Consider the following 22,618-nt stretch of genomic DNA (forward strand, 5'->3'; position numbering starts at 1 on the left):
GGGATCAGGTGTTGTTATCGGCGGCGGCGGCCTTGGCGGACTGTGCCGTCTTGGCGGCTTCGGCGGCGGCCGGGTCGGCAGGAGCCTTGGCGGCGCCCATGGCCACCGCCTGAGGCGTCACCGCGTCACCGGGGCGCACCCGCTGCAAGCCGTTGACCACGATGCGCTCCCCCGGCTTGAGGCCGGCTTCCACCACCCGCAGGCCGTCCTGGACGGCGCCGAGGCGCACTTGCCGGTAGGCAGTGCGGTTGCCCTCATCCACCACCAGCACGAAGCGCTTGTCCTGGTCGGTGCCCACCGCCTTCTCGTCGATCAGCAGGGCCTCCCGGGGCTGGCCGCCGCCCAGGCGCACCCGGGCGTAGAGGCCGGGCAGCAGGCGGCCGTCGGCGTTATCGAACAGGGCGCGCACCCGGATCGTTCCCGAGGTGGTGTCGAGCCGGTTGTCCACCGAGGCGATGCGCCCCGGACGCGTATAGCCGTCCTCGTCCGCCAGGCCGAGGAACACCGGCAGGGCGCTGCCGGCGGCGCCCCGGGCGGCGGCCACGTACTTGAGGTAGCTCTGCTCGTCCACGTCGAAGGCGGCGTACATCTGGTTGGCCGACATCAGGGTGGTCAGGGGGGCGTTGGCCGTGCCCGGGGCCACCACGTTGCCCACGGTCACCTCGGCCCGGGACATGCGCCCGGCGATCGGGGCGGTGATGCGGGTGTATTCGAGGTTGAGCTCGGCCACCTTGAGGGCGGCCTTGGCCGCTTGCAGGTTGGCCCGGGCCTCCCGGTCGGCGTTCTGCTTCTCCTCGAAGTCGCGCCGGGCGATGGCGTTGTCGGCCAGCAGCCGCTCGCCCCGGGCCACATCGGCGCCGGTGTAGGCCACCCGGGCCTCGGCGGCAGCAAGCTGGGCCTGGGCCCGGGCCACCTCGGCGGCGTAGGGGCGCGGATCGATGGTGAACAGCACGTCCCCTTTCTTGACCAGGCTGCCGTCCTTGAAATGAACGGCGGTGACGGTGCCGGACACCTGGGGGCGGACCTCGACCCGGTCCACCGCTTCGAGGCGGCCGGAATAGGCTTGCCAGTCGGTGACCGAACGGTTGGCCACCTCGGCCACGTCGACGCTGGGCGGCGGCGGTGCGGCCGCGGCCAGGGCGGCGTTGGGGTGGACGTAGAACAGGCCCAGGCAGCCCAGGGCGGCAGTGCCGGTAAGGGCCGCGGCCACCGCCAGGCGGGTGGCCGTGAGGGAGAAGCGTCGGGTCATGGAATGCTCCGTTCAAGAATTTTGGGGTGACAGGGGCGCTCCCGGGCCGTGCAAGGCGGCGCCGGGTGGCGGAAAACAGGGGGGTGCGTAAGAGGTCGGCGGGGGCACAGGCACGACAGACTCGGCCTTGCCCCTATCGGAAGGTCAACCGCTGCGTTCGGGGCAACAGGGCGATGGCGCCGCATCCCGGGGTGCAGGAGCCAGGCGGCGACGCAGGAAATCGGCGGTTTCAGCCAGGGCCGGAAGGTGGTCGCGCAGGTGGCCGTGCTGCACCCCCGGGTAGCGCACCACCTGGATCGGCACGCCCACGGCGATCAGGGCGGCGGCGTACTTTTCCGCCTCCTTGTGCAGCACGTCGCACTCGGCCGTGGCGATCAAGGCCGGCGGCAGGCCGCCCAGGCGGCGCGACTCCAGGGGCGAGGCATAGGGGTGCAGGCGCAGTTGGGTATGAGGCAGATACTGGCGGTAGCAGGCGGCGCAGGTGGCCTCATCCAGGTCGGAATTGAGCCGGACCGCATCGCCGAGCAGGGTCATGCTCGGATCGAGCATGGGCCCCACCAGCACCTGGGCGGCAATCGCCGGGCCGTGCCGATCCCGGGCCATCAGGACCAGGCAGGCGGCCAGATTTCCCCCGGCGTCGTCCCCGGCCACGGCCAGCCGGTCGGCATCGCCGCCGTAGCGGTGAGCCTGGGCCGCAGCCCAGCAGGCGGCAGCATGGGCATCTTCCGGCGCAGCGGGAAACGGCCAGTCCGGCGCCAGGGAGTAGCCCACCGATACCACCAGGGCCGGCACGGCTTGCGTCAGGTAGCGGGCGACGCCGTCAGCGTCGTCGAGGCTGCCAGCGACGAAACCGCCGCCGTGGAAGTACAGCACCACGGGCAAGGCCGTGGCGCCGACGGGGCGGTAGAGACGCAGAGGCAGCGGGCCGGCGTGGCCGTCGATGTGCAGATCCTCGATCTGCAGCCGCCGGCTGCTAGCGCCATCCACCATTCCGGAAGCGATGGAGGCGGGACGGCCTGCCGCCGCGCCGCTACCGTCGATGGTGTCGTCGGGGGTCGATGCTGGTGCTACCGACGCTAAAAGGGTTTCCATGGGGGTAAGCCGGCCGGAGCGATCCGGCCATGCGTTGGGAATGTTGGAGTGGGCGCATTCTCGGTGTTAAAGTTATTCGGATAAATCGTCGATTTACGACAACACTATTCACAACCAACAAACAATCGAATTCACCGGAATTCGCTCTACCCCGCTCCCCTGCCCCACCGGGACAAGCACGGCTGGCGAACACGCCCTCACGCTCACCCAAGCTCACACAAGGATCAGGACACCCCAATGGACCGCTTTCAAGCCATGCAGGTCTTCACCCGGGTGGTGGACACCAGCAGCTTCACCCGCGCCGCCGAGAGCCTGGGCCTGCCCCGGGCGACGGTGACCACCACCATCCAGAACCTGGAGGCCATGCTCCAGGTGCGCCTGCTCAACCGCACCACGCGCAAGGTCAGCCTGACCCCGGACGGGGCCGCCTATTACGAGCGTTGCGCCCGCATCCTGGCCGAGGTGGAGGAAACCGAGGCCGCCTTCCGCGACGTGGCCCGAGTGCCCCGGGGCCGGCTGCGCCTGGACGTACCGGCCTCCATCGGCCGGCTGATCCTGATTCCCCGTCTGTGCGAATTCAACAGCCTCTATCCGGACATCGAAATCGCCCTGGGCATGGGCGACCGGCCCGTGGATCTGGTGCAGGAGCAGGTGGATTGCGTGATCCGGGTCGGCGAGTTGCAGGATTCGTCCCTGGTGGCGCGGCGCATCGGCAGCTTCCAGAGCGTCACCTGCGCCGCGCCGTCCTATCTGGAGCGGTTCGGCACGCCCAAAACCCTGGCGGATCTGCAGAACCACCAGGCGGTGCATTACTTCTCGACCCGCACCGGGCGGACCATCGACTGGGACTACGTGGTGGAGGGCAAGAGCACCGAGGTGAAGGTACACGGCCGCATTTCGGTGAACGATTCCGAGGCCTACGTGACCTGTGCGCTGAAGGGCTTCGGCCTGATCCAGCCGGCCCGCTTCATGGTCCTGCCCTACCTGGAGTCAGGGGAACTGGTGGAGGTGCTGCCCGAGTGGAAGCCAAGCCCCATGCCGATCTCGGTGGTGTACCTGCAGAACCGGCACCTGTCGCCCAAGGTGCGGGCGTTCGTGGACTGGGTGGCGGAACTGTTCTCCAGTTGTCCGCTGCTGAGCGGCCGTGACGAGGAGTACGACCCGCAGGTGTGCACCTTTGTCTCGCCCAGCACGCCCGAGCCTCACACCCTGCGCACGGTGATCGAGCAGCACAACCGGGCCGAGTGCATCTTCTGACCCGGCCCCCCGGGCTTACTGCATGGAGTGCAGGCCGATGGTGTTGCCTTCGCTGTCCACCACCAGGGCGATGTGACCGTAGGGGCCGATAGCCTTCTTGGGGGACTCGATGCGTCCGCCGGCCTGGACGACCCGGGACGCTTCCACGGCGCAATCGATGCAATGAAAATAGACCAGCACGCTGTTGGTCACGGCGCCCGCCGGCGGGTAGCCGGGAATACGGATCAGGGCGCCGGACGCGCCATAACCTTCCGAATTCATGGCGAAGGCGTACATCTCGAACTCGGTATCCGCCAGTTTGGTCAACTGCACGCCGAAAATGGTTTCGTAAAAGGCCTTGGCCCGGGCCATGTCCTGCACGTAGATTTCGAACCAGCCAACCGGATTGCCCATGACATATTCCTTTCGTTTGGACAGCAAGGACGCCGGCCCTCAGGCCGGCTCGTGACAGACCGCTTCGATGTTGTGCCCGTCCGGATCGAGGACGAAAGCGCCGTAGTAATCGGGATGGTAATGGGGGCGCAGCCCCGGGGCCCCATTGTCGCGCCCGCCAGCCGCCAGGGTGGCCGCATAAAAGGCGTCGACCAGCGCCCGGTTGGCGACACGGAAGGCTACGTGGAGGGGCGGCTGATTGGGCGAGCCCCGGCTGACCCAGAAGTCGGGCTTGGGCGGCTCGCCAAAGCCCGCCACGTCGGTATGCCCGGTGACCGCGACGGAAAGCTCCATGAGCAGCTTGTAGCCGATGGCGCCCAGGGCCTGCTCGTAAAAGGCCATGCTCTTGGCGAAATCGCTGGCGACCAGGCCGGTGTGATCGATCATGGCAAGCTCCTCGCTCGTGTTGTGATGGGCCGCCCACCGGGCTTCGGCCGGCGTCAGGTTTCACCCTAGCACGTCAATCGCTTGCCGCCACGGCGATGCCTCCCTCGCGTGCGGCAGTCAGCCTTCCAACCGGCGGCGGAAGACCAGGCGGCGGGCCTCGGAGGCGTCGGGGTCGAAACCGTAGCCTTCGAGATCGAACCCCTTCAGCCCTTCGGGCCGGTCAATGCGGTTGGTGATGGCGTAGCGGGCCATCAGCCCCCGGGCGCGCTTGGCATAAAAGCTGATGATTTTGTACTTACCGCCCTTCCAGTCCTCGAACACGCAATCCACCACCGGTACTGCCAGTTTCTTGGGCTTGACCGCCTTGAAGTACTCTTCGGAGGCTAGGTTCACCAACACGGCGCTATCGGCCGGTGCCTGGGCCAGCTCGGCGTTGAGGCTATCGGTCAGGGTTTCGCCCCAAAAGGCGTAGAGATCCTTGCCTGCGTCATTGGCCAGCTTGGTGCCCATTTCCAGGCGATAGGGGCGGATCAGGTCGAGAGGGCGCAGCACGCCGTAGAGGCCGGAAAGGATGCGCAAGTGATCCTGGGCGTAGGCCAGGTCGGCGGGTGACAGGCTGGCGGCGTCGAGCCCTTCATAGACGTCGCCGTTGAAGGCCAGCACCGCCTGCTTGGCGCTGCCCGGGGTGTGTTCGGGGCGCCAGTCGGCGTAGCGGGTGACGTTGAGCACGGCCAGGGGGTCGGAAAGATCCATCAGCTTGGCCAGATCCGCCGGCGACAGGGGCCGCAGGGTATCGATGAGGGCCGCGGAACAGTCGAGGAAGCGCGGTTGGGTGGCGCTTTCGGTCGGAGCGGGAGTCTCGAAATCCAGGCTCTTGGCAGGCGAAATCACAAAATGCACGGCACAATCCTTTACAAAAATCGTCGAAAAATTATGGCACGGTAAAAAGCACCCGTATTCGACAAATAGTCACAGGAAAAGAACAAGCCCATGGAAACCATGGAAGATCTGCTGCAACGCCTCGCCCCCCTCGTCGAAAACGGCGACGACCCGGTGGAACTGCTCACCGCAATGGTCGAGCGCATCCGGCCCAAGCGCGCCCACGACGGTGAGTCCGCCCGCCAGGCCATCCAGGCCCTGTGCTTCCAGCTCGGCCAGCACCCCGAACAGCGCGCCGCCCTGCGCCAGGCGCTGTGGGGGCTGCTGACCGGGCGCCGCCAGGTATCGTTGTACGTCGATACCGGGGTGTTCCCCAACACCGGCTTCTTCACCGAATCGAGCCGGCGCCTGTCGCGCACCATCCTGCCCGACGTGGTGGACCTGACCACCCTGCGCGACGTGGTGGCCACCCTCTTCCACAAGGCCAGCGACCAGTTGTGGGTGCTGGAAGTGGGGGTGGAAACCTGGACCGACCTGCTCCACGCCCTGCGCTTCGACGAGTTGGCGGCAGACCAGAGTGGCCCTCTGCCCTATCCGCTCAACCAGGTGCTGGAAGCCCTGCGCGTACTCTCCTACCGTATTTCCGCCATCGGTCTGGAGCCGGAGGTGCTGCGCCTGGAGCCGGCCCTGGAGAAGTTCGCCTCGCCGTTTCTGGCCCAGAACGTGGAAATGCTCGCCTACCTGGACAAATACGAAGCCTGGTGGGCCGACCCGAGTAACGACAAGCTCGACGAAAAACACCTGCTGGTGCTGCTTGGCCAGTGTCGCGACGTGGCCGAGCGCATCCGCAGCCGGGCAGCCCGGGCCGGCACCAGCCTGTCCCTGACCTTTCAGTTGCAGCGTCTCAAACAGAATCTGCGTCGCGCCGAGACCCTGGTGGATATTCTTTCGGCGCTGCACGACGACAAGGACACCGCCAGTCAGCTGCCCCACCTGCTGCCGCGCATCGCCGTGCTGATGGTGGCCCTGATCCGGGCCGAATGCCGCAAGAACAACCTGCGCCACTACCTGCGCCAGAACGTGGAGTTGCTGGCCCTGCGGGTCACCGAGAACGCCGGCCACACCGGCGAGCACTACATCACCGAGAGCCGGCCCGAGTACTTCGCCCTGCTGCGCTCGGCCCTGGGAGCGGGCTTCATCGTCGCCTTCATGGCGGCGCTCAAGATCATCCTGTCCAAGCAGCACTTTGCCCCCCTCAACGAGGCCCTGGCCTTCTGCCTCAACTACGGCCTGGGCTTCGTGCTGATCCACATGCTGCACTTCACCGTGGCCACCAAGCAGCCGGCCATGACCGCCAATGCCATCGCCGCCTCCATCGGCGAGGCCAGCGGCAAGGTGCGCGACCTGGAGAACCTGGCCACCCTGATCGCCCGCACCATCCGCAGCCAGATCGCCGCCATCCTCGGTAACGTGGGGCTGGCGATCCCCATGGCCTTCATCCTGGCGCTCCTGGTCAAGCTCGTCAGCGGCGAGCATTTCGCCGGGCCGGAAAAAGCCCTGCACATGCTCGAAGAGGTCCATCCCTGGCACAGCGGCGCGATCATCTACGCCGCCATCGCCGGCGTCTGCCTGTTTCTTTCTGGCTTGCTCGCCGGCTACTACGACAACCTGTGCGCCTACAACCGCATCCCGGAGCGCATCCTGCGCCTGAAGTGGCCCCAGACCCTGTTCGGCGAGGCGCGCATGCGCCGGGTGGCCCGCTACGTGGAAGACAACCTGGGGGCCCTGGCCGGCAACTTCTTCTTCGGCTTCATGCTCGGCGGTGTATGGGCCATCGGCGTGCTGTTCGGCCTGCCCATCGACATCCGCCACATCGCCTTCTCCTCGGCCAACCTGGGCTTCGCCACAGTGGCCCTGGACTTCGGCGTGCCGCCGGGCATCTGGCTGCCGGCGGTGCTGGGGGTGGCCCTGATCGGCCTGACCAACCTGCTGGTGAGCTTTACCCTGGCCCTGTTCGTCGCCCTGCGCGCCCGGGGCGTGACCTTCGCCCAAGGCCGCCAGCTCGGCCGCAGCGTGCTGCGCCGGCTGTGGAGCCACCCCCGGGAGTTCTTCCTGCCGCCACGCCCGGTGGCGGCCATGTCGGCCCCGCAGGAACCGGGCCTGGCCGCCGACGCGACGGACGATGCAACACCCCAGGCAACTCCGGCCGACAAAAGCCCCCAGGGCTGACAATCCGTCCGACAATCCGCCCCTTTCCCGGCCCCGGCCGCCTTGCCGAGTCGGGGCCGGGGGCCGGGTCTGGTAGAATCGATGCCCGATACATTTCACGCGGCCCGGGTTCTCCGGGCCACGCCAGCGCTCCCCACGTCATGAGAAAACCCCGTTCCCCCGCCCGCCCCCACCTCCCCCGGGAGGCCGCTGAACTCACCTGGCTGGCTACCGGTCTGTCCCGCTCCGGCTGCAAGCTGGAGGACGCCTACTGGGAACCGCGGCTGGCCGCGGCGGTGGACGAGTTGCTGCGCGAGGACAACGAGGCCGACCTGACCGCTGCCCTGGATCTGCTGTTCGAAGCCGACGGCCCGGCTCACGACGAGCTGGCGGACATGGTCGAGGCCCGCGCCGAGAGCACCCGGCTCGATCACGACGGCAAATCCTGGGACGTGCTGCTGGTGGCCTGCCCGGTACTGGCCTGGTCCCGCTTCTCGATCGCTTCACCTTCCCTGTCGGCCGACGTCATGGCGGCCCTCAAGGCCCAGCTGTCAGGCCATATTCTGGCCAAGAACGCCCGGGTCGCCCTGGCCGACTTCCTCTTTTCGCCGGACCAGCTGCCACGCAGCTTCTGCGACACCTTCCGCCTCACCTGCGAGCTGGGGGTACGCGCCCTGACCGGCCGCGATTTCAAGCTCAAGCCCAAGGACCTGCCGGAAACCAACCGTTTCCTCTCCGACACCCGCTACCTGCTGGCCGCCGTGGCCGTGCCCAAGGGTGAAGCCCTGTTCCGCTGGAACGAGCGCGACGGCGATCGGGACAAGGCCCTGGCCCAATGGTCCATCCAGGCAACCCCCACGGTGGAAGGCCTGCTGCCCGGCTGCGCCTTCGAAATGCTGCTGCCGGACGCCTACCATGCTGCCTGCCAGCAGGCCGATCAGGCATCGCGCACCTACTCCCTGCGCGCCGCCATCGCCTTCCTGCAAACCACGGTGGGCCTCGACACCGCCGCCATGAAGGCGGTGATCGGCCCCTTCCACGACCAACGCCTGGAGGAATACCGCATCGGCCTCGGTCCCCGCGATTCCGACGACATCTACTACGGCGTGGTCTGGCCCCTGCTCGGCACCGAGGACGACAACAGCGAACTGGTGCCGGAAATCGAGGCCATCCTGCGCGAAGCCGGTTTCCAGGACATCACCATCCACGACCACCGCTTCCCCATGGAATTCTGCGACGACTGCGGCACGCCCCTCTACCCCAACAAGGAAGGCGAACTGGTCCACGCCGAAATGCCGGAACAACCCTCCCATGAGGCGCCGGGGATGCTGCACTAAGTCCGCCACACCACTGCGCAACAGCCCTGCCGGACAATTCGGCAGGGCTTTTTCTTGGCCGACTGTCTCAGTAGCTCCACCCGAAAATAACGGGGCCGACTCCAAGGAGTCGGCTCCGTTTGGTTGTCCAGAACAGCGGCGGCGCGCTTAATCGAGTTTGAAGAACCCGATCGTCTCGCGCAGCTTGACCGCCTGGCCGTGCAGTTCCTGGGCTGTGGCCGACAGTTCTTCCGAGGCGCTGGCGTTGTGTTGGGTGGCCTGGCTGACCTGGGAGATGGCGGTGGAAATCTGGCCGGCACCGGTGGCCTGCTCTTCCGATGCCAGGACGATCTCCTTAACCAGGGCCGCGGTCTTTTCGATGTTCGGCTGCATCTGGCCGAACAGGCCCCCGGCCTTTTCCGCCAGGGCGACGCTGCTGCCGGCCAGTTCGCCGATTTCCTGGGCGGCCTTCTGGGAACGCTCGGCCAGCTTGCGCACCTCGCTGGCCACCACGGCAAAGCCGCGGCCGGCATCGCCGGCCCGGGCTGCCTCGATAGCGGCATTCAGGGCCAGCAGGTTGGTCTGGTAGGCGATCTCGTCCACGATGCCGATCTTGTCGGCGATGTTCTGCATGGCTTCGACCGTGGCCCGCACTGCTTGGCCGCCGGCGCCCGCATCCTCGGCGGCGCGCACGGCAATGGTTTCGGTAGCCCGGGCATTGTCTTTGTTCTGCTCGATGCTGCCGGCCATCTGCTCCACCGCGGCGGTGGTCTCGTCCACGCTGGCGGCCTGCTCGGAAGCGGCCTGGGACAGGGAATGGGAGGTGGTGCTGACCTGGTCGGAAGCCGTCGCCAGGGCCTCGGCACTGGCGCGCACCTCCAGCATGGCGGCCTTGTTGCGGTTGATCATCTTGTCGGCGGAACGCAGCATCTGGGCAATCTCGTCCCGGCCGTCGGCCTGGGCATGCACCGTCATGTCGCCTTCGGCCAGGGCTTCCAGCACGCTCTGCACCTGTTTCACCGGCGCCAGGATGCCGCGCACCACCCACCAGGAGAGCGCCACCAGCAGCAACAACACGATCGCGGCCACGCCTCCCTGGCTCAGGGCATTCTCGCGGAAGACCTTGTCCACGTCGTCGATGTAGATGCCGGAACCCACTACCCAGCCCCAGGCGGGGAAGGCCTTCACGTAGGAAATCTTTTCCACCGGCACGTCGCTGCCCGGCTTGGGCCAGACGTAGCCGACAAAACCGTCGCCCTTGGTCTTGGCCACGTCCGACATCACGCGGAACAGGTGAACGCCGTTGGCATCCTTGGCATCGGAAAGGTTCTTGCCTTCCAGCTCCGGTTTGATCGGGTGCATCACCGAAGCGGCGGCGTAATCGTTGAGGAAGAAATACTCGTCGCCGGCATAGCGCAGGCGGCGCACCGCGGCGATAGCGGCGGCCTTTGCCTCGTCCTCACTCAACGCGCCGCTGGTTTGCAGCGCGTGGAAATGGGCGACCACGCCATGGACCGTTTCCACCACGTGGCGGGTTTTCAGCTTGCGGTCCTCGAGCAGGTTGTCCCGCAGCTGGACCAGGCCCATGACAATGCTGACCACGATGCCCAAGGCCGCCAAGGCCACCAGGATCGTCAGTTTCCAGCCCAGTTTCAGATTCTTCATTACCCGTCTCTCCCCTTGCGCACCGGGGGTTTCCGGCTGCGCTGCTCTAGCTTTTGCGGTTTTTCCGGACGACTCGTCCGGAAGTGCAGGCGGTAGAATGTCGGCCTTTGCCAGAATCTGCAATATCCCGACATCTTTTTGGCGGGATGGCAGTCTGCCGCAACCCCAGCTTTCCGCTTGTCCCATGCCCAACGCCCCCCTTCCTGCCTCCGCCTCCCTGCTCGACCGCAGCCTGGCTGCCGTCTGGCACCCCTGTACCCAGATGCGCCACCATCTGGAGTCCGGCGCCAATGCCCTGCCCCTGATTCCCATCGTGCGCGGCCAGGGGCTATGGCTGTACGACGATTCGGGCCGGCGCTTTCTCGACGGCATCAGTTCCTGGTGGGTAAACCTGTTCGGCCACGGCAACCCGCGCATCAACGCGGCACTGCGCGACCAACTCGACAAGCTTGAACACGTCATCCTGGCAGGCTTCACCCACGAGCCGGTAGTGGAGCTGTCGGAGCGCCTTTCCGCCCTCACCGGCGGCGCCCTGGGCCACGCCTTCTATGCCTCTGACGGTGCCTCGGCCACCGAGATCGCCCTGAAGATGTCCTACCACTACTGGCAGAACACCGGGCACCCGGCCAAGCGACGCTACGTCTGCGTCGCCGGCAGCTACCACGGCGAGACCGTGGGCGCCCTGGCGGTCACCGACGTGGCCCTGTTCAAGGACGCCTACGGCCCCCTGACCCATCCGGCCTACGTGGTGCCCAGCCCGGACGCCCGCCTCGCCCAGGACGGCGAATCCGCCGCCGACGTGGCCCGCCGCGCCGCCCGGGGGCTGGAGGCCCTGTTGGCCGAAGAGCACGAGCACATCGCCGCCCTGATCGTCGAGCCCCTCATCCAATGCGCCGGCGGCATGGCCATGCACGACCCGGAGTACCTGGTGCAGGCCCGCGCCCTGTGCGACCGCTACGGGGTTCATCTGATCTGCGATGAGATCGCCGTGGGCTTCGGCCGCACCGGCACCTTCTTCGCCCACGAGCAGGCGGTGGTCGATGGCGTGCCGATCCGCCCCGACTTTCTCTGCCTGTCGAAAGGCATCACCGCCGGCTACCTGCCCCTGTCGGTGGTGTTGAGCAGCGACGCCATCTACCAGGCGTTTCTCGACGAGCGGCTGGCCCGAGGCTTTCTCCATTCCCACTCCTACACCGGCAACCCCCTGGCCTGCCGGGCGGCCCTGGCCACCCTGGACATCTTCGCCGGCGACGACGTGATCGCCGCCAACCGGGCCACCGCCGCCGCCTTCAGCGAACTGCTGCGGCCCTTGGCCGAGCACCCCCGGGTGCGCCACTTCCGCCAGCGCGGCATGATCTGGGCCGCCGACGTCGACGCCGCCGACCCGAGCTTCGGCCGCCGCTTCTACCGCGAGGCCCTGGCCCGGGAAGTGCTGCTGCGGCCCCTGGGCAACACCCTGTACTTCATGCCCCCCTACATCGCCACCGAGGCCGACCTGGCCTTCCTCGCCGAACGGGCGCTCCAGGCCCTGGATGCGGCCCTGGCTGCCGGCGATGCCGCCCCGTCCGAAACCACCGCTTCCCCCGTCTTCGCCGCCTGAATCACTGCACCATGATCTGGGACGACCTCGACCTCGAACTGGCCAAGCGCCGCGACCAGGGCCTGTTGCGCACCCGGCGCACCCTGCAATCCCCCGCCGGCCCCCACGCCATCGTCGATGGCCGGCCCCTGCTGGCCTTTTGCAGCAACGACTACCTGGGGCTGGCCGCCGACCCCGCCGTGGCCGCCGCCCTGGCCGACGGCGCCCGCCACTGGGGTGCCGGCTCCGGCGCCTCCCACCTGGTGTCCGGCCACCTGGAACCGTTCCAGCAGCTCGAAGCGCGGCTCGCCGCCTTCACCGGCTTTGCCCGGGCCCTGACCTTTTCCACCGGCTACATGGCCAACCTGGCCATCGTTCCCTCCCTGGTGGGCCGTGGCGACGCGGTATTCGCCGACAAACTCAACCACGCCTCCCTGATCGACGCGGTGCAGTTGTCCCGGGCCGACCATGTGCGCTACCCACACAACGACGTGGCGACCCTGGAGCGGCTGCTGGAAAACTCCACCGCCCGCAAGAAGCTGATCCTCACCGATGCCGTGTTCAGCATGGACGGGGACCTGGCGCCGCTTACCGAACTGTTCGCCCTGGCCGAGCGCTTCGACGCCTGGCTGGTGGTGGATGACGCCCACGGCTTCGGCGTGCTCGGCCCCCAGGGCCGGGGCAGCCTGGCCCACCTGGGCCTGCCCGCCTCCCCGCGCATTCTGCTGATGGGCACCCTGGGCAAGGCCGCCGGGGTCTCCGGCGCCTTCGTCGCCGGTACTGAATCGGTGATCGAGTGGCTACTGCAGACCGCCCGACCCTACATCTTCACCACCGCCGCCAGCCCCGCCGTGGCTTGCGCCCTGCTCGCCTCCCTGGACACGCTGGCCAGCCCGGACGGCGACACCCGCCGCGCCCACCTGCAGGCCCTGATCGCCCGGCTGCGCGCTGGCCTGGCCGGCACCCCCTGGCGTCTGCTCCATTCCGACACCGCCATCCAGCCCATCGTCGTCGGCGACAACCACGCCGTCCTCGCCGTGGCCCAGGGCCTGCTCGACCAGGGCCTATGGGTGCCTGCCATCCGCCCGCCCACGGTGCCCGCCGGTTCCGCCCGGTTGCGGGTGTCCCTGTCCGCCGCCCATACCCTGGACGACGTGGACCGCCTGACCACCGCCCTGGCCGCCGTTGCTGCCCCCGCCCCATGAACATCACGCCCCTCAACACCCCCGCCGCAACCGCCCGCCCGCCCCTCGCCCTGCTCCACGGCTGGGGGCTGGATGGCCGCATCTGGGACGGCCTGCTGCCCCACCTCGCCGCCCTGGCGCCGGACCTGCCCCTGCTGTGCGTAGACCTGCCCGGCTATGGCGGCTCGCGCTACTCAGGGGAGGACGCCGCCACCGTGGCCCGGCAGCTGGCCGAGCAATTGCCGCCGGGCTGCACCCTGGCCGGCTGGTCCCTGGGCGGCATGCTCGCCCAGCTGGCGGCGATTCAACCCGACAGCCCCATCGCCCGGCTGGTGCTGCTCGGAACCACCCCCAGCTTCGTCAAGCGTAACGACTTCGTCGCCGGCCAGGCGCCAGCCCTGCTGGCTACCTTCACCACCGGCATCCGTGCCCTGCCCGCCGCCGTGGTGCCCCGCTTCGCCACCCTGATCAACCAGGGTGACAGCCGCGCCCGGGACATCAACCGGCTGATCAAGCCCCTCACCCAGGAGCCTCTGCCTGAAAAAGCCGGCCTGCTCGCCGGCCTGGCCTGGCTGGGGGAGCTGGACCTGCGTTCCCTGGCGGCGTCCATTACCCAGCCCACCCTGGTCATCCACGGCGCCAAGGACGGCCTGATCCCCTATGAGGCCGGCCAGTGGCTGGCCGAGCACCTGCCCCGTGCCGAGTTGCTGACCTTGCCGGAGGCCGCCCACACCCCCTTCCTGCACGATCCGGCCGGTTGTGCCGCCGCCATGGCCCGCTTCGCGGCAACCGGCAGCGCCCAGCCCCTGGCTGCAGCGACCACGCCCATCCAGGCCGGATGAGTACAGTCCCCACCCGCCCCACCAAGCATCAGGTCAGGGCCGCCTTCGATCGGGCAGCCCGCACCTACGACGCGGCTGCCGAACTGCAACGCCAGGCCGTGACCGGCCTGCTGGCACGCCTGAGCACGGTAACGCCCTGCCTGGCGGCGCACGGCGCCCCCCTGCTCGATGCCGGCTGCGGCACCGGCTACGCCCTCCCCCTGCTCGCCCGCCAGTTTCCCCGCGCGCCCCTGGTGGCCGCCGACCTGGCCCCGGCCATGGTCGAGGCCGCCCAGGCCGTACTGGCCGGAGTGTCCGGAGTCTCCGAATTACCCGGAAAGCAAGCCGCAGCCCCCCAAGCGTTGTGCGCCGACCTGGAAGCCCTCCCCCTTGCCGATGCCAGTCTGGGCCTGTACTGGTCGAGCCTGGCCCTGCAGTGGTGCCACCTGCCCCACGCCCTGGGTGAAGCCCGGCGCCTGCTGCGCCCCGGCGGCACCCTGGCCATCGCCACCCTGGGGCCCGGCACCTTCGCCGAGCTGGCCCAGGCCTTTGCCTGTGTGGACCGGCACCGCCACGTGCTGGCCTTCGACGATGCCAACGTGCTCACCGCCACCCTGGCCGACGCCGGCTTTGCCGAGGTGCGCCTGGATAGCGAGACCCTCACCGTCCATTACCCCGATCTGCGCAGCCTGCTCGCCGCCATCAAGGCCGTGGGCGCCAACCAGGTCGGCCCCGGGCGCCGCACCGTCCCCCTGGGCCGCGCCGGGCTGGCCCGCCTGGCCGAGGCCTACGAGCCCTTCCGCACCCCGGCCGGTCTGCCCCTGAGCTATCGGGTCATCTACGCCCTGGCCCGGAGCTGAACGCCCCCGCCCCCAACGCCCGACCTGCATGGACTTATCCACCGTCACTTTGCCATGACCGCTCCCCGTTCCTTCTTCATCGCCGGCACCGACACCGAGATCGGCAAGACCTTCACCACCACCCTGCTGCTGCGCGCCGCCCGGCTGGCGGGGTTGACCGCCCTGGGCATGAAGCCGGTGGCCGCCGGGGTGGATGCGGCCGGCCGTAACGACGACGTGGAAGCGATCCTCGCCGCCGGTAGCTTCCAGCCGGCCCGGGAGGACGTGAATCCCTTTCTCTACCAGGCGCCGGTGTCGCCCCACATCGCCGCCCGGGACGAGGGGCGGCCGGTGGATCTGGCGCTGATCGGCACCGCCTACGCGCGCCTCGCCAGCCAAGCCGACCTGGTGCTGGTCGAAGGGGTCGGCGGTTTTCGCGCCCCCCTGTCCGACACCCTCGACGGTGCCGACCTGGCCCGGGCCCTGGCGCTGCCGGTGATCCTGGTGGTGGGCCTGCGCCTGGGCTGCCTCAACCACGCAATGCTGACCGCCGAGGCCATCGCCACCCGGAGGCTCCGCCTGACGGGCTGGATCGGCAACCACGTCGATCCGGCCATGGCCCGTCAGGAGGACAACGTGCGCTACCTGCAAGAACACTTGCATAATGACTTCGATCTGCCCTGCCTCGGCTTGATTCCTCACGTTCCGCCGGGTCCCGGCCGGGACGGCTGTCTGGATGACATCGCCCGCACCCTGCACCTGCCCGGCTAAGCCCGAGTAGCGCCACCTCCGCCCGATCGACACCACTTTCGCCTTGTTCATGCCCGCCCTAAAACTCACCCGCCAGCGCCTGCTGATCGCCGTTGTGGTCGTGGCCGTCATCGCCCTTGTCCTGTGGCCCCGCACCAAGACGGTGGAGGTGGTGACGGTGGCCCGGGGGCCCATCGTGCAGTCGGTAGTGGCCACCGGCCGGGTCACTACGCCGACCCGCATCGAGATCGGTGCCCAGGTCACCGGTACCGTGGAAACCGTCACCGTGCGCGAGGGGGATCTGGTCAAGCCTGGCCAGTTGCTCGTCACCCTGCGCGACGACGAAGCCCGGGCCGCCCAGGTCCAGGCAAAGGCGGCCCTGGTCGAGGCCCGGGCCAAGATCACCCAGCTCGACCGGGTGGCGGGCCCCATGGCCGATCAGGCGGTACGCCAGGCCGAGGCCAACCTGCGGGTGGCGGAGGCCGAGTACGTCCGCAGCGAGGCCCTGGTGGCCCAGGGCTTCTACAGCGGCTCCAAGGCCGACGACGCGGCGCGCAACCGGGACACGGCCCGGGCAGCCCTGCTCTCGGCCCGGGCCCAGGCAGAGGGCAACGCCAAAGGCGGCGCCGAGCGCGCCCTGGCCGAGGCCCGCCTGATCCAGGCCGAAGCGGCACTCAAAGCCGCCCAGGCGCGCCTCGACAACCAGCGCCTGACGGCCCCGGACACCCTTACCCAGGCCGCCCGGGTCCTCACCCGCACAGTCGAACCCGGCACCACCGCCCAGCCGGGCAAGGTGCTGCTGACCCTGGCCGATCAGGGCGAAACCCGCATCTACGCCGACGTGGACGAGAAGAACCTGCGCTACCTGGCGCCCGGCGCCAAGGCCGTCGGGGTGGCCGACGCCTACCCGGGGGAGCGCTTCGACGCCGAGGTGATCTATGTCGCCCCGTCCATCGATCCGAAGAAGGGCACCGTGGAAGTGCGCCTGGTGGTGCCCAAGCCCCCGGCCTTTCTCCGTCCGGACATGACCGTCTCGGTGGAAATGGTCACCGGACGCAAGGACGATGCCCTGGTGGTGGCTTCCGACGCCGTGCGCGGCGCCGATACGCAGCAGCCCTGGGTCCTGGCGATCCAGGACGGCCGGGCGGTGAAAGTGCCGGTGGTCCTCGGCCTGAAGGGGGTGGGCAGCAGCGAGATCGTCAGCGGTGTGGCCGCCGGCGATGCGCTGGTCGTCGCCCAGGCCCCCGCCGGTCCCGGCGAACGGGTCCGCGGCAAGCCCCGGAACGAGGAAACCAAGCGCAACTTCGACGTGCCCGGCCTGTCCCGCTGAGCCGCGATCCCCTTCCGCACTGCCCGCCCACCATGTTCCGTTTTCTCCGTCTGCCCCGCTCCAGCGCCCCCCACCTACCCTTCGAGTGGCTGGTGGCGCTGCGCTTTTTGCGCGAGGGGCGGATGCAGACCTTCCTGATCCTGGCCGGGGTCACGGGCGGGGTGGCAGTGGTGATCTTTCTCACCCAGCTGATCAACCAGCTCCAGGCCACCATCATCGACAAGGTGCTCGGCTCCCAGGCCCACATCGTCATCAAGCCCCTGGACGACCTCACCCGCCGCGCCCTGCCGCCGGAGGCGCCGATCGCCGCCACGGTGCAACCCCGTGCCCAACGGCTGCGCCCCCTGGACCAATGGGAATCCCTGGCCCGACTGGCCGAGGCCACCCCGGACGTGGTGGCCGTCTCGCCGGTGGCCACCGGCCCGGCTTTCGCTTTGCGCGGCGGCGCCACCAAGTCGGTGGCCCTGATCGGCATGGTGCCGGAGCAGTACCGCCGGGTGGTGAAGATGGACAACTACATGACCCAGGGGCGTTTCGACGTTTCCGGCACCAACACCCTGATCGGCATCGACCTGGCCAAGGACCTGGGGGTGGGCCTGGGCGACAAGCTGCGGGTGCTGGCCGCCGACGGCCGGGATGAGATCCTTACCGTCACCGGCCTGTTCGACATGGGCAACCGGGACGTGAACCGGCGCTGGGTGTTCGTCACCCTCAAGCTCGCCCAGACCCTACTCGACCTGCCCGGCTCGGTGTCCAACATCGACCTCACCGTCACCGACATCTTCATCGCCGACCGGGTGGCGGCCCGCCTCGGCAACCAGACCAACTTGACCGTGGAATCCTGGATGCAGACCAATTCCGGTCTGCTCACGGCGCTGACCAACCAGAGCGTCTCCAACAACCTGATTCGCACCTTCGTCATCCTCATCGTCGCCCTGGGCATCTCCAGTGTGTTGGTGGTGTCGGTGGTGCAAAAGCAGAAGGAGATCGGCATCTTGCGCGCCATGGGCACCAGCCGTAACCGCATCCTGGCGGTATTCCTGCTTCAGGGCGGCATCGTCGGCGCCATAGGCTCGGTGGCCGGAACAGCCCTGGCTTTCGGCCTGCTGCACCTGTTTTCCCACATCTACAAGGCGCCGGACGGCTCCCAGCTGTTCTCGGCCGAACTCGACCCGATGCTGGCCTTGGGCGCCTGCGGGCTGGCCACGGTGATCGGCGTGGCCGCCGCCGCCCTGCCGGCCCGGCGCGCCTCCCGCCTCGATCCGGTCCAGGCGATCCGCGTATGACCCTCGACACGACCGCTGCCACCGTCCCCCCTACGCCCACCAGCACGGGCACACCGATCCTGGCGCTGCGCGGCATCCGCAAGTCCTACGGCCTCGGCACGCCGGTGGAAACCGAGGTGCTGCACGGCATCGACCTGACCTTGGGCGAGCACGAGTTCGTCGCCCTGACCGGCCCTTCCGGCTCGGGCAAATCGACCCTGCTCAACCTGATCGGCCTGCTCGAGACCCCCACCCAGGGCACCTTGGCCATCGCCGGGGAGGAAACCACCGCCCTCGACGACACCGGCCTGACCCGGCTGCGCGGGCGGGCCATCGGCTTCGTCTTCCAGTTCCACCACCTGCTGCCGGCCTTTTCCGCCCTGGAGAACGTGATGATGCCGGCCATCATCCACCAGGGCATCGCCACCGACGAGGCCACCGCCCGGGCCGAGGAACTTCTCGCCGCCGTGGGCCTGGCCGGGGCCGGACACAAGAAGCCCGGGGAACTGTCCGGCGGCATGCAACAGCGGGTGGCCATCGCCCGGGCCCTGTCCACCCACCCGCGCCTGCTGCTCGCCGACGAGCCCACCGGCAACCTGGATACCAAGACCGCCGACGACATCTTCAGCCTGATGCGCCGCTTCAACCGGGAGCAAGGCAGCGCCTGCCTGATCGTCACCCACGACCCGCGCCTGGCCGCCCGCTGCGACCGGGTGATCGAACTGGTGGACGGCCGCCTCACCACCGTCTGATTCGACAAGCGTCTGGGATACCTTTCGGAGAACAAGGACTGGCGCGGGGTTTGACGAGCCCACCGGCAAACCCCGCGTCCCTATTGGCTCTCCAGCCACCTACCCGCAAACCCCGCACCCCTGCTCATTCTCCGGGCGGTGCGTCATATGCCTGACGCGCCGGGGCTTTTTTCTTTTATCCACAGACTGGCCCACAGAAATTGTGGGCAACCGGCCCGGCACCGGAACCCGTGCAGTCAGGACAGCGGCCCCGCCCATAGCCAGTAAATAACCTGCCAATGAACAGCTAAACGCCAACCACCTTCCAGGACATAGGCATGGACGTCACCTGCCCCCACCAGTATGCTGCCGGCGTTAATTCCCTTGGCATCACACATGCCACGCCCACCTTGAGGAGCCGCCATGACCTTTACCGACGCGATCAAAACCTGTTTTGCCAAGTACCTGGACTTTGAGGGCCGTGCCAGCCGTTCCGAATACTGGTGGTGGCTCCTCTTCCTCCTCCTGGCCAGCATCGTCGCCAACCTCATCAACGAGAACCTGGGCAGCCTGGTCTCCCTGGCCCTCCTGCTTCCCAGCCTCGCCGTGGCCACGCGCCGCCTGCACGACATCGACCGCAGCGGATGGTGGCAACTGATCGGGCTGATCCCCGTGATCGGCACCGTGGTGATGATTTACTGGTGTGTTCAGGAGGGTAAGGAGCCCAACCGCTTCGGCGCGGCCTGAACCTTCCCGCCGATGCCAGCCCCGGGTGTCGCTGGCCGTGCTAGGTTGTAAGGAATGGCCGGCGCCCGTGGTCCGGTGCCATTTCCGCTCCTGCCGCTCGCCATTCCACCCACCTACAGCCGAGGACCCGCCATGGAAAACGCCATCCACAAGCTCTGCGACCTGTTCCGCCAACTGGGCCTGCCCGACGACCCCGCCGCCATCGAGGCCTTCATCGCCACCCACCGGCCCTTGCCCCATGGCGTCGCCCTGGCCGATGCACCGTTCTGGAGCCCCAGCCAGGCCCAGTTCCTGCGCGAGGAATTAAGCGAGGACGCCGACTGGGCCGAACTGGTGGATGCGCTGGCGCTGCTGTTGAGCCGCTGATCCACGGAGCAGCGCGAGCACGATGTTTCCTCCCGAACATCCAGTCTTGCTGGCGGTCATCGTGATCGTCAACTGGCCGATCTACGTGGGCTTCCTGCGCCTCCTCTTCGACGACAGCGACGACGTGGTCCGCTCGCTGGGCTACCTGGCCCTGCCCGAACTTCTGGCGATACTCTTCAATCGCAGCGTGGAAGAGAGCTGGGCCGAACTCCGCCTGCTTCTCCTGCTCGTCATGTGCGTCAGCGTGGTGCTCGCCCAATACTGCCTCGCCACCTGGCTGATGAAGATGGTGTGATGGGTCACCCGTCCCCGATCCGCAATTCAGCAACCTCTGCGCCCCTGCGCCTCTGGTTCTTCGACACTGCGACCATGCCCGCCTCATCGCCCCTCGCCACCTTCCTCGACGGCCGCGTCAGCATCCACGTCGGCGACCTGACCCGCCACGCGGTGGACGCCCTGGTCAATGCGGCCAATGCCAGCCTGCTCGGCGGCGGCGGTGTGGACGGTGCGATCCACCGCGCCGGTGGCCCGGCCATCCTCGACGCCTGCCGGGCGATCCGTGCCAGCCGCTGGCCCGAGGGGCTGCCCACCGGCGAAGCGGTGCTCACCACCGCCGGCGACCTGCCGGCCCGCTACGTCATCCACACCGTTGGCCCGGTCTACGGCCAACACGGCGGCCGCGAGGCCGAACTGCTTGCCAACTGCTACCGCAATTCCCTGCAGCTGGCGGCGGATAACGCCCTCACCAGCCTGGCCTTTCCCGCCATTTCCACCGGGGTGTACGGCTACCCGCCAAGCGAGGCGGCCCAGGTGGTATCCACCACCCTGACCGCAGTCCTGGCAACCCTGCCCGGCATGGCGGAAGTTCGCCTGGTGTTTTTCTCCCCGGCCGATGGCGCTATCTTTCTCCGTCATCACCGCTTCTGACGTCCAGGCCCATGCCCGACCTTGTTTTCCGTCTCGCCCTGCTCGCCCTGGCCTGGCTCGGCTACTTCGCGCTGCACTCCCTGCTTGCCTCGCTGCCCATCAAGCACGCGGTCGCCCGGCGCTGGCCGGCGGCCATGCCGGCCTACCGTCTCGGCTTCAACCTGCTCGCCGTCCTGTTCCTGCTTGCGCCCCTCGGCCTGCTCTATGGCAGCGACTGGCCCAGCCTGTGGCGCTGGCAGGGCTACGCTGCCTGGCTGGCCAACGGCCTGGCGCTGGCCGCCCTGGCCGGCTTCATCTGGTCGCTGCGCTACTACGATGGCGAGGAATTCATCGGCCTGCGCCAATGGCGTGGCCATGTCCGCCAGGCGGAGGACCAGGAGCACTTCCAGCTTTCACCGCTGCACCGCTGGGTGCGCCACCCCTGGTACGCCCTGGCCCTGGTGCTGATCTGGACCCGCCCGATGGATGCCGGGATGCTGCTCACCGCACTGCTCGCCACCCTCTACTTCGTCGTTGGCTCCCGGCTGGAGGAGCGGAAGCTGCTCATTTATCACGGCGACATTTACCGCCGCTACCGGCAACGGGTACCCGGCCTGGTGCCCCTGCCCTGGAAGCACCTGAGCCGCGATGAAGTAGCCGCCTTGCTGGCCACGCCACCCCGCACCTGAAGAACTGCCGTTCGAGGCGACGCCCGTGCTACGGCCAACACATCGCGGCCCAAGGCCACCTCGCAGCCGCCTGGCTTATCGGCCTATTTTTCAGGCGCATCGTCATATCCCTGACGGGCCAGGACTTTTTCTCCTTATCCACAGCTCCGCCCACAGAAACTGGGGATAGGGCCTGCCCTCGCGCGGCATGCCCAGGTTGAAGCCCTGCCGCCCCTCCGCTATCCTTCGCCTCATGCGCCGTCTTTTCGTCATCTTCCTGCTGGTGATCTTTCCGCTGCAGTCCGTCTGGGCCGCCGTGGGGAGCCTGTGCCAGCATGAAACGGCGAATTCCGCCCAGCAGCACACCGGCCATCACGCCCACCAGCATCAGGGTCACGACGTCACTGAGATGCAGACCATGCAGGCGGCGCAGGCCGAGGCCGATCTGATGGCCGCCTTGTCCTGCCCCCACGAAGGCAAGATGGGTCACGGCCATCACGCCGGCCACCATGAGGCGGCCGCAGACCAGGCCGCGAGCCAGGCCGCAGCGGACGATGGCGCCACTGCCAATACCAGTGGCTTCGACGGCGACTGCGGCACCTGCCACCTGAGCTGCCTCAGTCTGGTGCTTCTGCCCCCCCTCCTGCCCGCCTTCGCCACCGGCGCCATGCCCCCGGCCCAGGCGGCGCCGCCGCTTCTTTCCGTCGTCCCGTCGGGACCGGAACGGCCCAATTGGGCCCCCGCCGTCTAACCGGCGGGACCACGACGCGAATCTCCTCGCTCTGATCCGGTTGGGACAGCCCCGCTGTCCTCGCATGCTGCCGTGCGCAGCCGACCTTCCCTCCCCCGCCCCGTTGCCTTGCCCAGTTGCCTGATCAGGCGTGGGTAACGCCCCGTGGCCGGACCTCAGAAGGCAACCCGAGCAAAATTCCCCGTTCCCCGCCGGA

The 22,618-nt window shown here is 68.3% G+C and carries 23 protein-coding genes; 17 read left to right on the plus strand and 6 right to left on the minus strand.

From position 1 onward, the window contains the following. Positions 1 to 4: 4 nt before the first annotated feature. Entirely contained in the window at positions 5 to 1,249 is a 1,245-nt protein-coding gene (locus OTERR_RS08715) for an efflux RND transporter periplasmic adaptor subunit (RefSeq protein ID WP_149425499.1), read from the minus strand. A gap of 144 nt (positions 1,250 to 1,393) precedes the next feature. Then, a complete protein-coding gene (locus OTERR_RS08720; RefSeq protein ID WP_246154084.1) occupies positions 1,394 to 2,341 on the minus strand; it encodes an alpha/beta hydrolase in 948 nt (315 codons plus the stop codon). A gap of 237 nt (positions 2,342 to 2,578) precedes the next feature. On the opposite strand from OTERR_RS08720, the gene OTERR_RS08725 reads away from it, so the two are divergent. Then, positions 2,579 to 3,598 carry a LysR family transcriptional regulator gene (locus OTERR_RS08725; protein ID WP_149425500.1) on the plus strand — a complete coding sequence of 340 codons (1,020 nt, stop codon included), beginning with the start codon at positions 2,579 to 2,581 and terminating at the stop codon, positions 3,596 to 3,598. Between the two features lie 15 nt (positions 3,599 to 3,613). Here OTERR_RS08725 and OTERR_RS08730 read toward each other — a convergent pair whose 3' ends face one another. From OTERR_RS08730 to yaaA, 3 genes are all read right to left on the minus strand, one after another. Continuing rightward, positions 3,614 to 3,991 (minus strand): VOC family protein, encoded by a 378-nt coding sequence (locus OTERR_RS08730; protein WP_149425501.1) that lies wholly within the window; start codon positions 3,989 to 3,991, stop codon positions 3,614 to 3,616. A 39-nt stretch (positions 3,992 to 4,030) separates the two neighbouring features. Next, positions 4,031 to 4,417 (minus strand): VOC family protein, encoded by a 387-nt coding sequence (locus OTERR_RS08735; RefSeq protein ID WP_149425502.1) that lies wholly within the window; start codon positions 4,415 to 4,417, stop codon positions 4,031 to 4,033. Between the two features lie 117 nt (positions 4,418 to 4,534). Then, positions 4,535 to 5,317: a peroxide stress protein YaaA gene (yaaA, locus tag OTERR_RS08740; protein ID WP_149425503.1), complete on the minus strand. Its 783-nt coding sequence runs from the start codon at positions 5,315 to 5,317 to the stop codon at positions 4,535 to 4,537. A gap of 90 nt (positions 5,318 to 5,407) precedes the next feature. Between yaaA and OTERR_RS08745 the strand changes: the two genes are divergently transcribed. Continuing rightward, positions 5,408 to 7,525 carry a site-specific recombinase gene (locus OTERR_RS08745; protein WP_246154087.1) on the plus strand — a complete coding sequence of 706 codons (2,118 nt, stop codon included), beginning with the start codon at positions 5,408 to 5,410 and terminating at the stop codon, positions 7,523 to 7,525. A gap of 140 nt (positions 7,526 to 7,665) precedes the next feature. Further along, positions 7,666 to 8,841, plus strand: a complete 1,176-nt coding sequence (locus tag OTERR_RS08750; protein WP_149425504.1) for a DUF2863 family protein — start codon at positions 7,666 to 7,668, stop codon at positions 8,839 to 8,841. Positions 8,842 to 8,988: 147 nt separating this feature from the next. Here OTERR_RS08750 and OTERR_RS08755 read toward each other — a convergent pair whose 3' ends face one another. Beyond that, positions 8,989 to 10,485 (minus strand): methyl-accepting chemotaxis protein, encoded by a 1,497-nt coding sequence (locus OTERR_RS08755; protein WP_187775201.1) that lies wholly within the window; start codon positions 10,483 to 10,485, stop codon positions 8,989 to 8,991. A 184-nt stretch (positions 10,486 to 10,669) separates the two neighbouring features. Here OTERR_RS08755 and bioA point away from each other — a divergent pair, with 184 nt between their 5' ends. From bioA to OTERR_RS08825, 14 genes are all read left to right on the plus strand, one after another. Continuing rightward, entirely contained in the window at positions 10,670 to 12,085 is a 1,416-nt protein-coding gene (bioA, locus tag OTERR_RS08760) for an adenosylmethionine--8-amino-7-oxononanoate transaminase (RefSeq protein ID WP_149425506.1), read from the plus strand. A gap of 11 nt (positions 12,086 to 12,096) precedes the next feature. After that, on the plus strand, positions 12,097 to 13,269 hold the full coding sequence (bioF, locus tag OTERR_RS08765; protein ID WP_149425507.1) for an 8-amino-7-oxononanoate synthase: 1,173 nt from the start codon (positions 12,097 to 12,099) through the stop codon (positions 13,267 to 13,269). Further along, on the plus strand, positions 13,266 to 14,090 hold the full coding sequence (locus OTERR_RS08770; protein ID WP_054620815.1) for an alpha/beta fold hydrolase: 825 nt from the start codon (positions 13,266 to 13,268) through the stop codon (positions 14,088 to 14,090). The genes bioF and OTERR_RS08770 overlap by 4 nt, the downstream gene beginning before the upstream one ends. Next, positions 14,087 to 14,929: a malonyl-ACP O-methyltransferase BioC gene (gene bioC, locus OTERR_RS08775; protein ID WP_149425508.1), complete on the plus strand. Its 843-nt coding sequence runs from the start codon at positions 14,087 to 14,089 to the stop codon at positions 14,927 to 14,929. The genes OTERR_RS08770 and bioC overlap by 4 nt, the downstream gene beginning before the upstream one ends. A gap of 54 nt (positions 14,930 to 14,983) precedes the next feature. Beyond that, complete coding sequence (bioD, locus tag OTERR_RS08780; protein ID WP_149425509.1) at positions 14,984 to 15,679, plus strand: dethiobiotin synthase; 696 nt, start codon at positions 14,984 to 14,986, stop codon at positions 15,677 to 15,679. Positions 15,680 to 15,728: 49 nt separating this feature from the next. Further along, the gene (locus tag OTERR_RS08785; RefSeq protein WP_149425510.1) at positions 15,729 to 16,988 is read left to right on the plus strand and encodes an efflux RND transporter periplasmic adaptor subunit; all 1,260 of its coding nucleotides are present in this window, start codon (positions 15,729 to 15,731) and stop codon (positions 16,986 to 16,988) included. 32 nt (positions 16,989 to 17,020) lie between these two features. After that, the gene (locus OTERR_RS08790) at positions 17,021 to 18,274 is read left to right on the plus strand and encodes an ABC transporter permease (protein WP_149425511.1); all 1,254 of its coding nucleotides are present in this window, start codon (positions 17,021 to 17,023) and stop codon (positions 18,272 to 18,274) included. Then, entirely contained in the window at positions 18,271 to 19,005 is a 735-nt protein-coding gene (locus OTERR_RS08795) for an ABC transporter ATP-binding protein (RefSeq protein WP_054620811.1), read from the plus strand. The genes OTERR_RS08790 and OTERR_RS08795 overlap by 4 nt, the downstream gene beginning before the upstream one ends. A gap of 402 nt (positions 19,006 to 19,407) precedes the next feature. Then, positions 19,408 to 19,731 carry a DUF805 domain-containing protein gene (locus tag OTERR_RS08800; protein ID WP_054620810.1) on the plus strand — a complete coding sequence of 108 codons (324 nt, stop codon included), beginning with the start codon at positions 19,408 to 19,410 and terminating at the stop codon, positions 19,729 to 19,731. Between the two features lie 132 nt (positions 19,732 to 19,863). Beyond that, positions 19,864 to 20,097, plus strand: coding sequence for a DUF2789 domain-containing protein (locus OTERR_RS08805; protein ID WP_149425512.1), 234 nt, complete (start codon positions 19,864 to 19,866; stop codon positions 20,095 to 20,097). A 22-nt stretch (positions 20,098 to 20,119) separates the two neighbouring features. Further along, positions 20,120 to 20,392 carry a hypothetical protein gene (locus tag OTERR_RS08810; protein ID WP_149425513.1) on the plus strand — a complete coding sequence of 91 codons (273 nt, stop codon included), beginning with the start codon at positions 20,120 to 20,122 and terminating at the stop codon, positions 20,390 to 20,392. Further along, positions 20,392 to 21,024, plus strand: coding sequence for an O-acetyl-ADP-ribose deacetylase (locus OTERR_RS08815; protein WP_342780097.1), 633 nt, complete (start codon positions 20,392 to 20,394; stop codon positions 21,022 to 21,024). Before OTERR_RS08810 ends, OTERR_RS08815 begins: the two co-directional genes overlap by 1 nt. 11 nt (positions 21,025 to 21,035) lie before the next feature. Beyond that, positions 21,036 to 21,692 (plus strand): methyltransferase family protein, encoded by a 657-nt coding sequence (locus OTERR_RS08820; RefSeq protein WP_149425514.1) that lies wholly within the window; start codon positions 21,036 to 21,038, stop codon positions 21,690 to 21,692. A 232-nt stretch (positions 21,693 to 21,924) separates the two neighbouring features. After that, positions 21,925 to 22,422: a hypothetical protein gene (locus OTERR_RS08825; RefSeq protein WP_054620806.1), complete on the plus strand. Its 498-nt coding sequence runs from the start codon at positions 21,925 to 21,927 to the stop codon at positions 22,420 to 22,422. Positions 22,423 to 22,618: the final 196 nt, after the last annotated feature.

This window comes from Oryzomicrobium terrae (assembly GCF_008274805.1).
GTDB classification, from domain to species: domain Bacteria; phylum Pseudomonadota; class Gammaproteobacteria; order Burkholderiales; family Rhodocyclaceae; genus Oryzomicrobium; species Oryzomicrobium terrae.

What these genes read in the sequence shown, in the direction of transcription:
- OTERR_RS08720 (WP_246154084.1), bottom strand. Translation starts at nt 2,341, where the DNA reads ATGGAAACCCTTTTAGCGTCGGTAGCACCAGCATCGACCCCCGACGAC.
- OTERR_RS08790 (WP_149425511.1), top strand. Translation starts at nt 17,021, where the DNA reads ATGTTCCGTTTTCTCCGTCTGCCCCGCTCCAGCGCCCCCCACCTACCC.
- OTERR_RS08810 (WP_149425513.1), top strand. Translation starts at nt 20,120, where the DNA reads ATGTTTCCTCCCGAACATCCAGTCTTGCTGGCGGTCATCGTGATCGTC.
- OTERR_RS08750 (WP_149425504.1), top strand. Translation starts at nt 7,666, where the DNA reads ATGAGAAAACCCCGTTCCCCCGCCCGCCCCCACCTCCCCCGGGAGGCC.
- OTERR_RS08730 (WP_149425501.1), bottom strand. Translation starts at nt 3,991, where the DNA reads ATGGGCAATCCGGTTGGCTGGTTCGAAATCTACGTGCAGGACATGGCC.
- OTERR_RS08725 (WP_149425500.1), top strand. Translation starts at nt 2,579, where the DNA reads ATGGACCGCTTTCAAGCCATGCAGGTCTTCACCCGGGTGGTGGACACC.
- OTERR_RS08735 (WP_149425502.1), bottom strand. Translation starts at nt 4,417, where the DNA reads ATGATCGATCACACCGGCCTGGTCGCCAGCGATTTCGCCAAGAGCATG.
- OTERR_RS08785 (WP_149425510.1), top strand. Translation starts at nt 15,729, where the DNA reads ATGCCCGCCCTAAAACTCACCCGCCAGCGCCTGCTGATCGCCGTTGTG.
- OTERR_RS08800 (WP_054620810.1), top strand. Translation starts at nt 19,408, where the DNA reads ATGACCTTTACCGACGCGATCAAAACCTGTTTTGCCAAGTACCTGGAC.
- bioF (WP_149425507.1), top strand. Translation starts at nt 12,097, where the DNA reads ATGATCTGGGACGACCTCGACCTCGAACTGGCCAAGCGCCGCGACCAG.
- OTERR_RS08795 (WP_054620811.1), top strand. Translation starts at nt 18,271, where the DNA reads ATGACCCTCGACACGACCGCTGCCACCGTCCCCCCTACGCCCACCAGC.
- OTERR_RS08755 (WP_187775201.1), bottom strand. Translation starts at nt 10,485, where the DNA reads ATGAAGAATCTGAAACTGGGCTGGAAACTGACGATCCTGGTGGCCTTG.
- bioC (WP_149425508.1), top strand. Translation starts at nt 14,087, where the DNA reads ATGAGTACAGTCCCCACCCGCCCCACCAAGCATCAGGTCAGGGCCGCC.
- OTERR_RS08825 (WP_054620806.1), top strand. Translation starts at nt 21,925, where the DNA reads ATGCGCCGTCTTTTCGTCATCTTCCTGCTGGTGATCTTTCCGCTGCAG.
- OTERR_RS08815 (WP_342780097.1), top strand. Translation starts at nt 20,392, where the DNA reads ATGGGTCACCCGTCCCCGATCCGCAATTCAGCAACCTCTGCGCCCCTG.
- OTERR_RS08805 (WP_149425512.1), top strand. Translation starts at nt 19,864, where the DNA reads ATGGAAAACGCCATCCACAAGCTCTGCGACCTGTTCCGCCAACTGGGC.
- bioD (WP_149425509.1), top strand. Translation starts at nt 14,984, where the DNA reads ATGACCGCTCCCCGTTCCTTCTTCATCGCCGGCACCGACACCGAGATC.
- OTERR_RS08770 (WP_054620815.1), top strand. Translation starts at nt 13,266, where the DNA reads ATGAACATCACGCCCCTCAACACCCCCGCCGCAACCGCCCGCCCGCCC.
- OTERR_RS08715 (WP_149425499.1), bottom strand. Translation starts at nt 1,249, where the DNA reads ATGACCCGACGCTTCTCCCTCACGGCCACCCGCCTGGCGGTGGCCGCG.
- bioA (WP_149425506.1), top strand. Translation starts at nt 10,670, where the DNA reads ATGCCCAACGCCCCCCTTCCTGCCTCCGCCTCCCTGCTCGACCGCAGC.
- OTERR_RS08745 (WP_246154087.1), top strand. Translation starts at nt 5,408, where the DNA reads ATGGAAACCATGGAAGATCTGCTGCAACGCCTCGCCCCCCTCGTCGAA.
- OTERR_RS08820 (WP_149425514.1), top strand. Translation starts at nt 21,036, where the DNA reads ATGCCCGACCTTGTTTTCCGTCTCGCCCTGCTCGCCCTGGCCTGGCTC.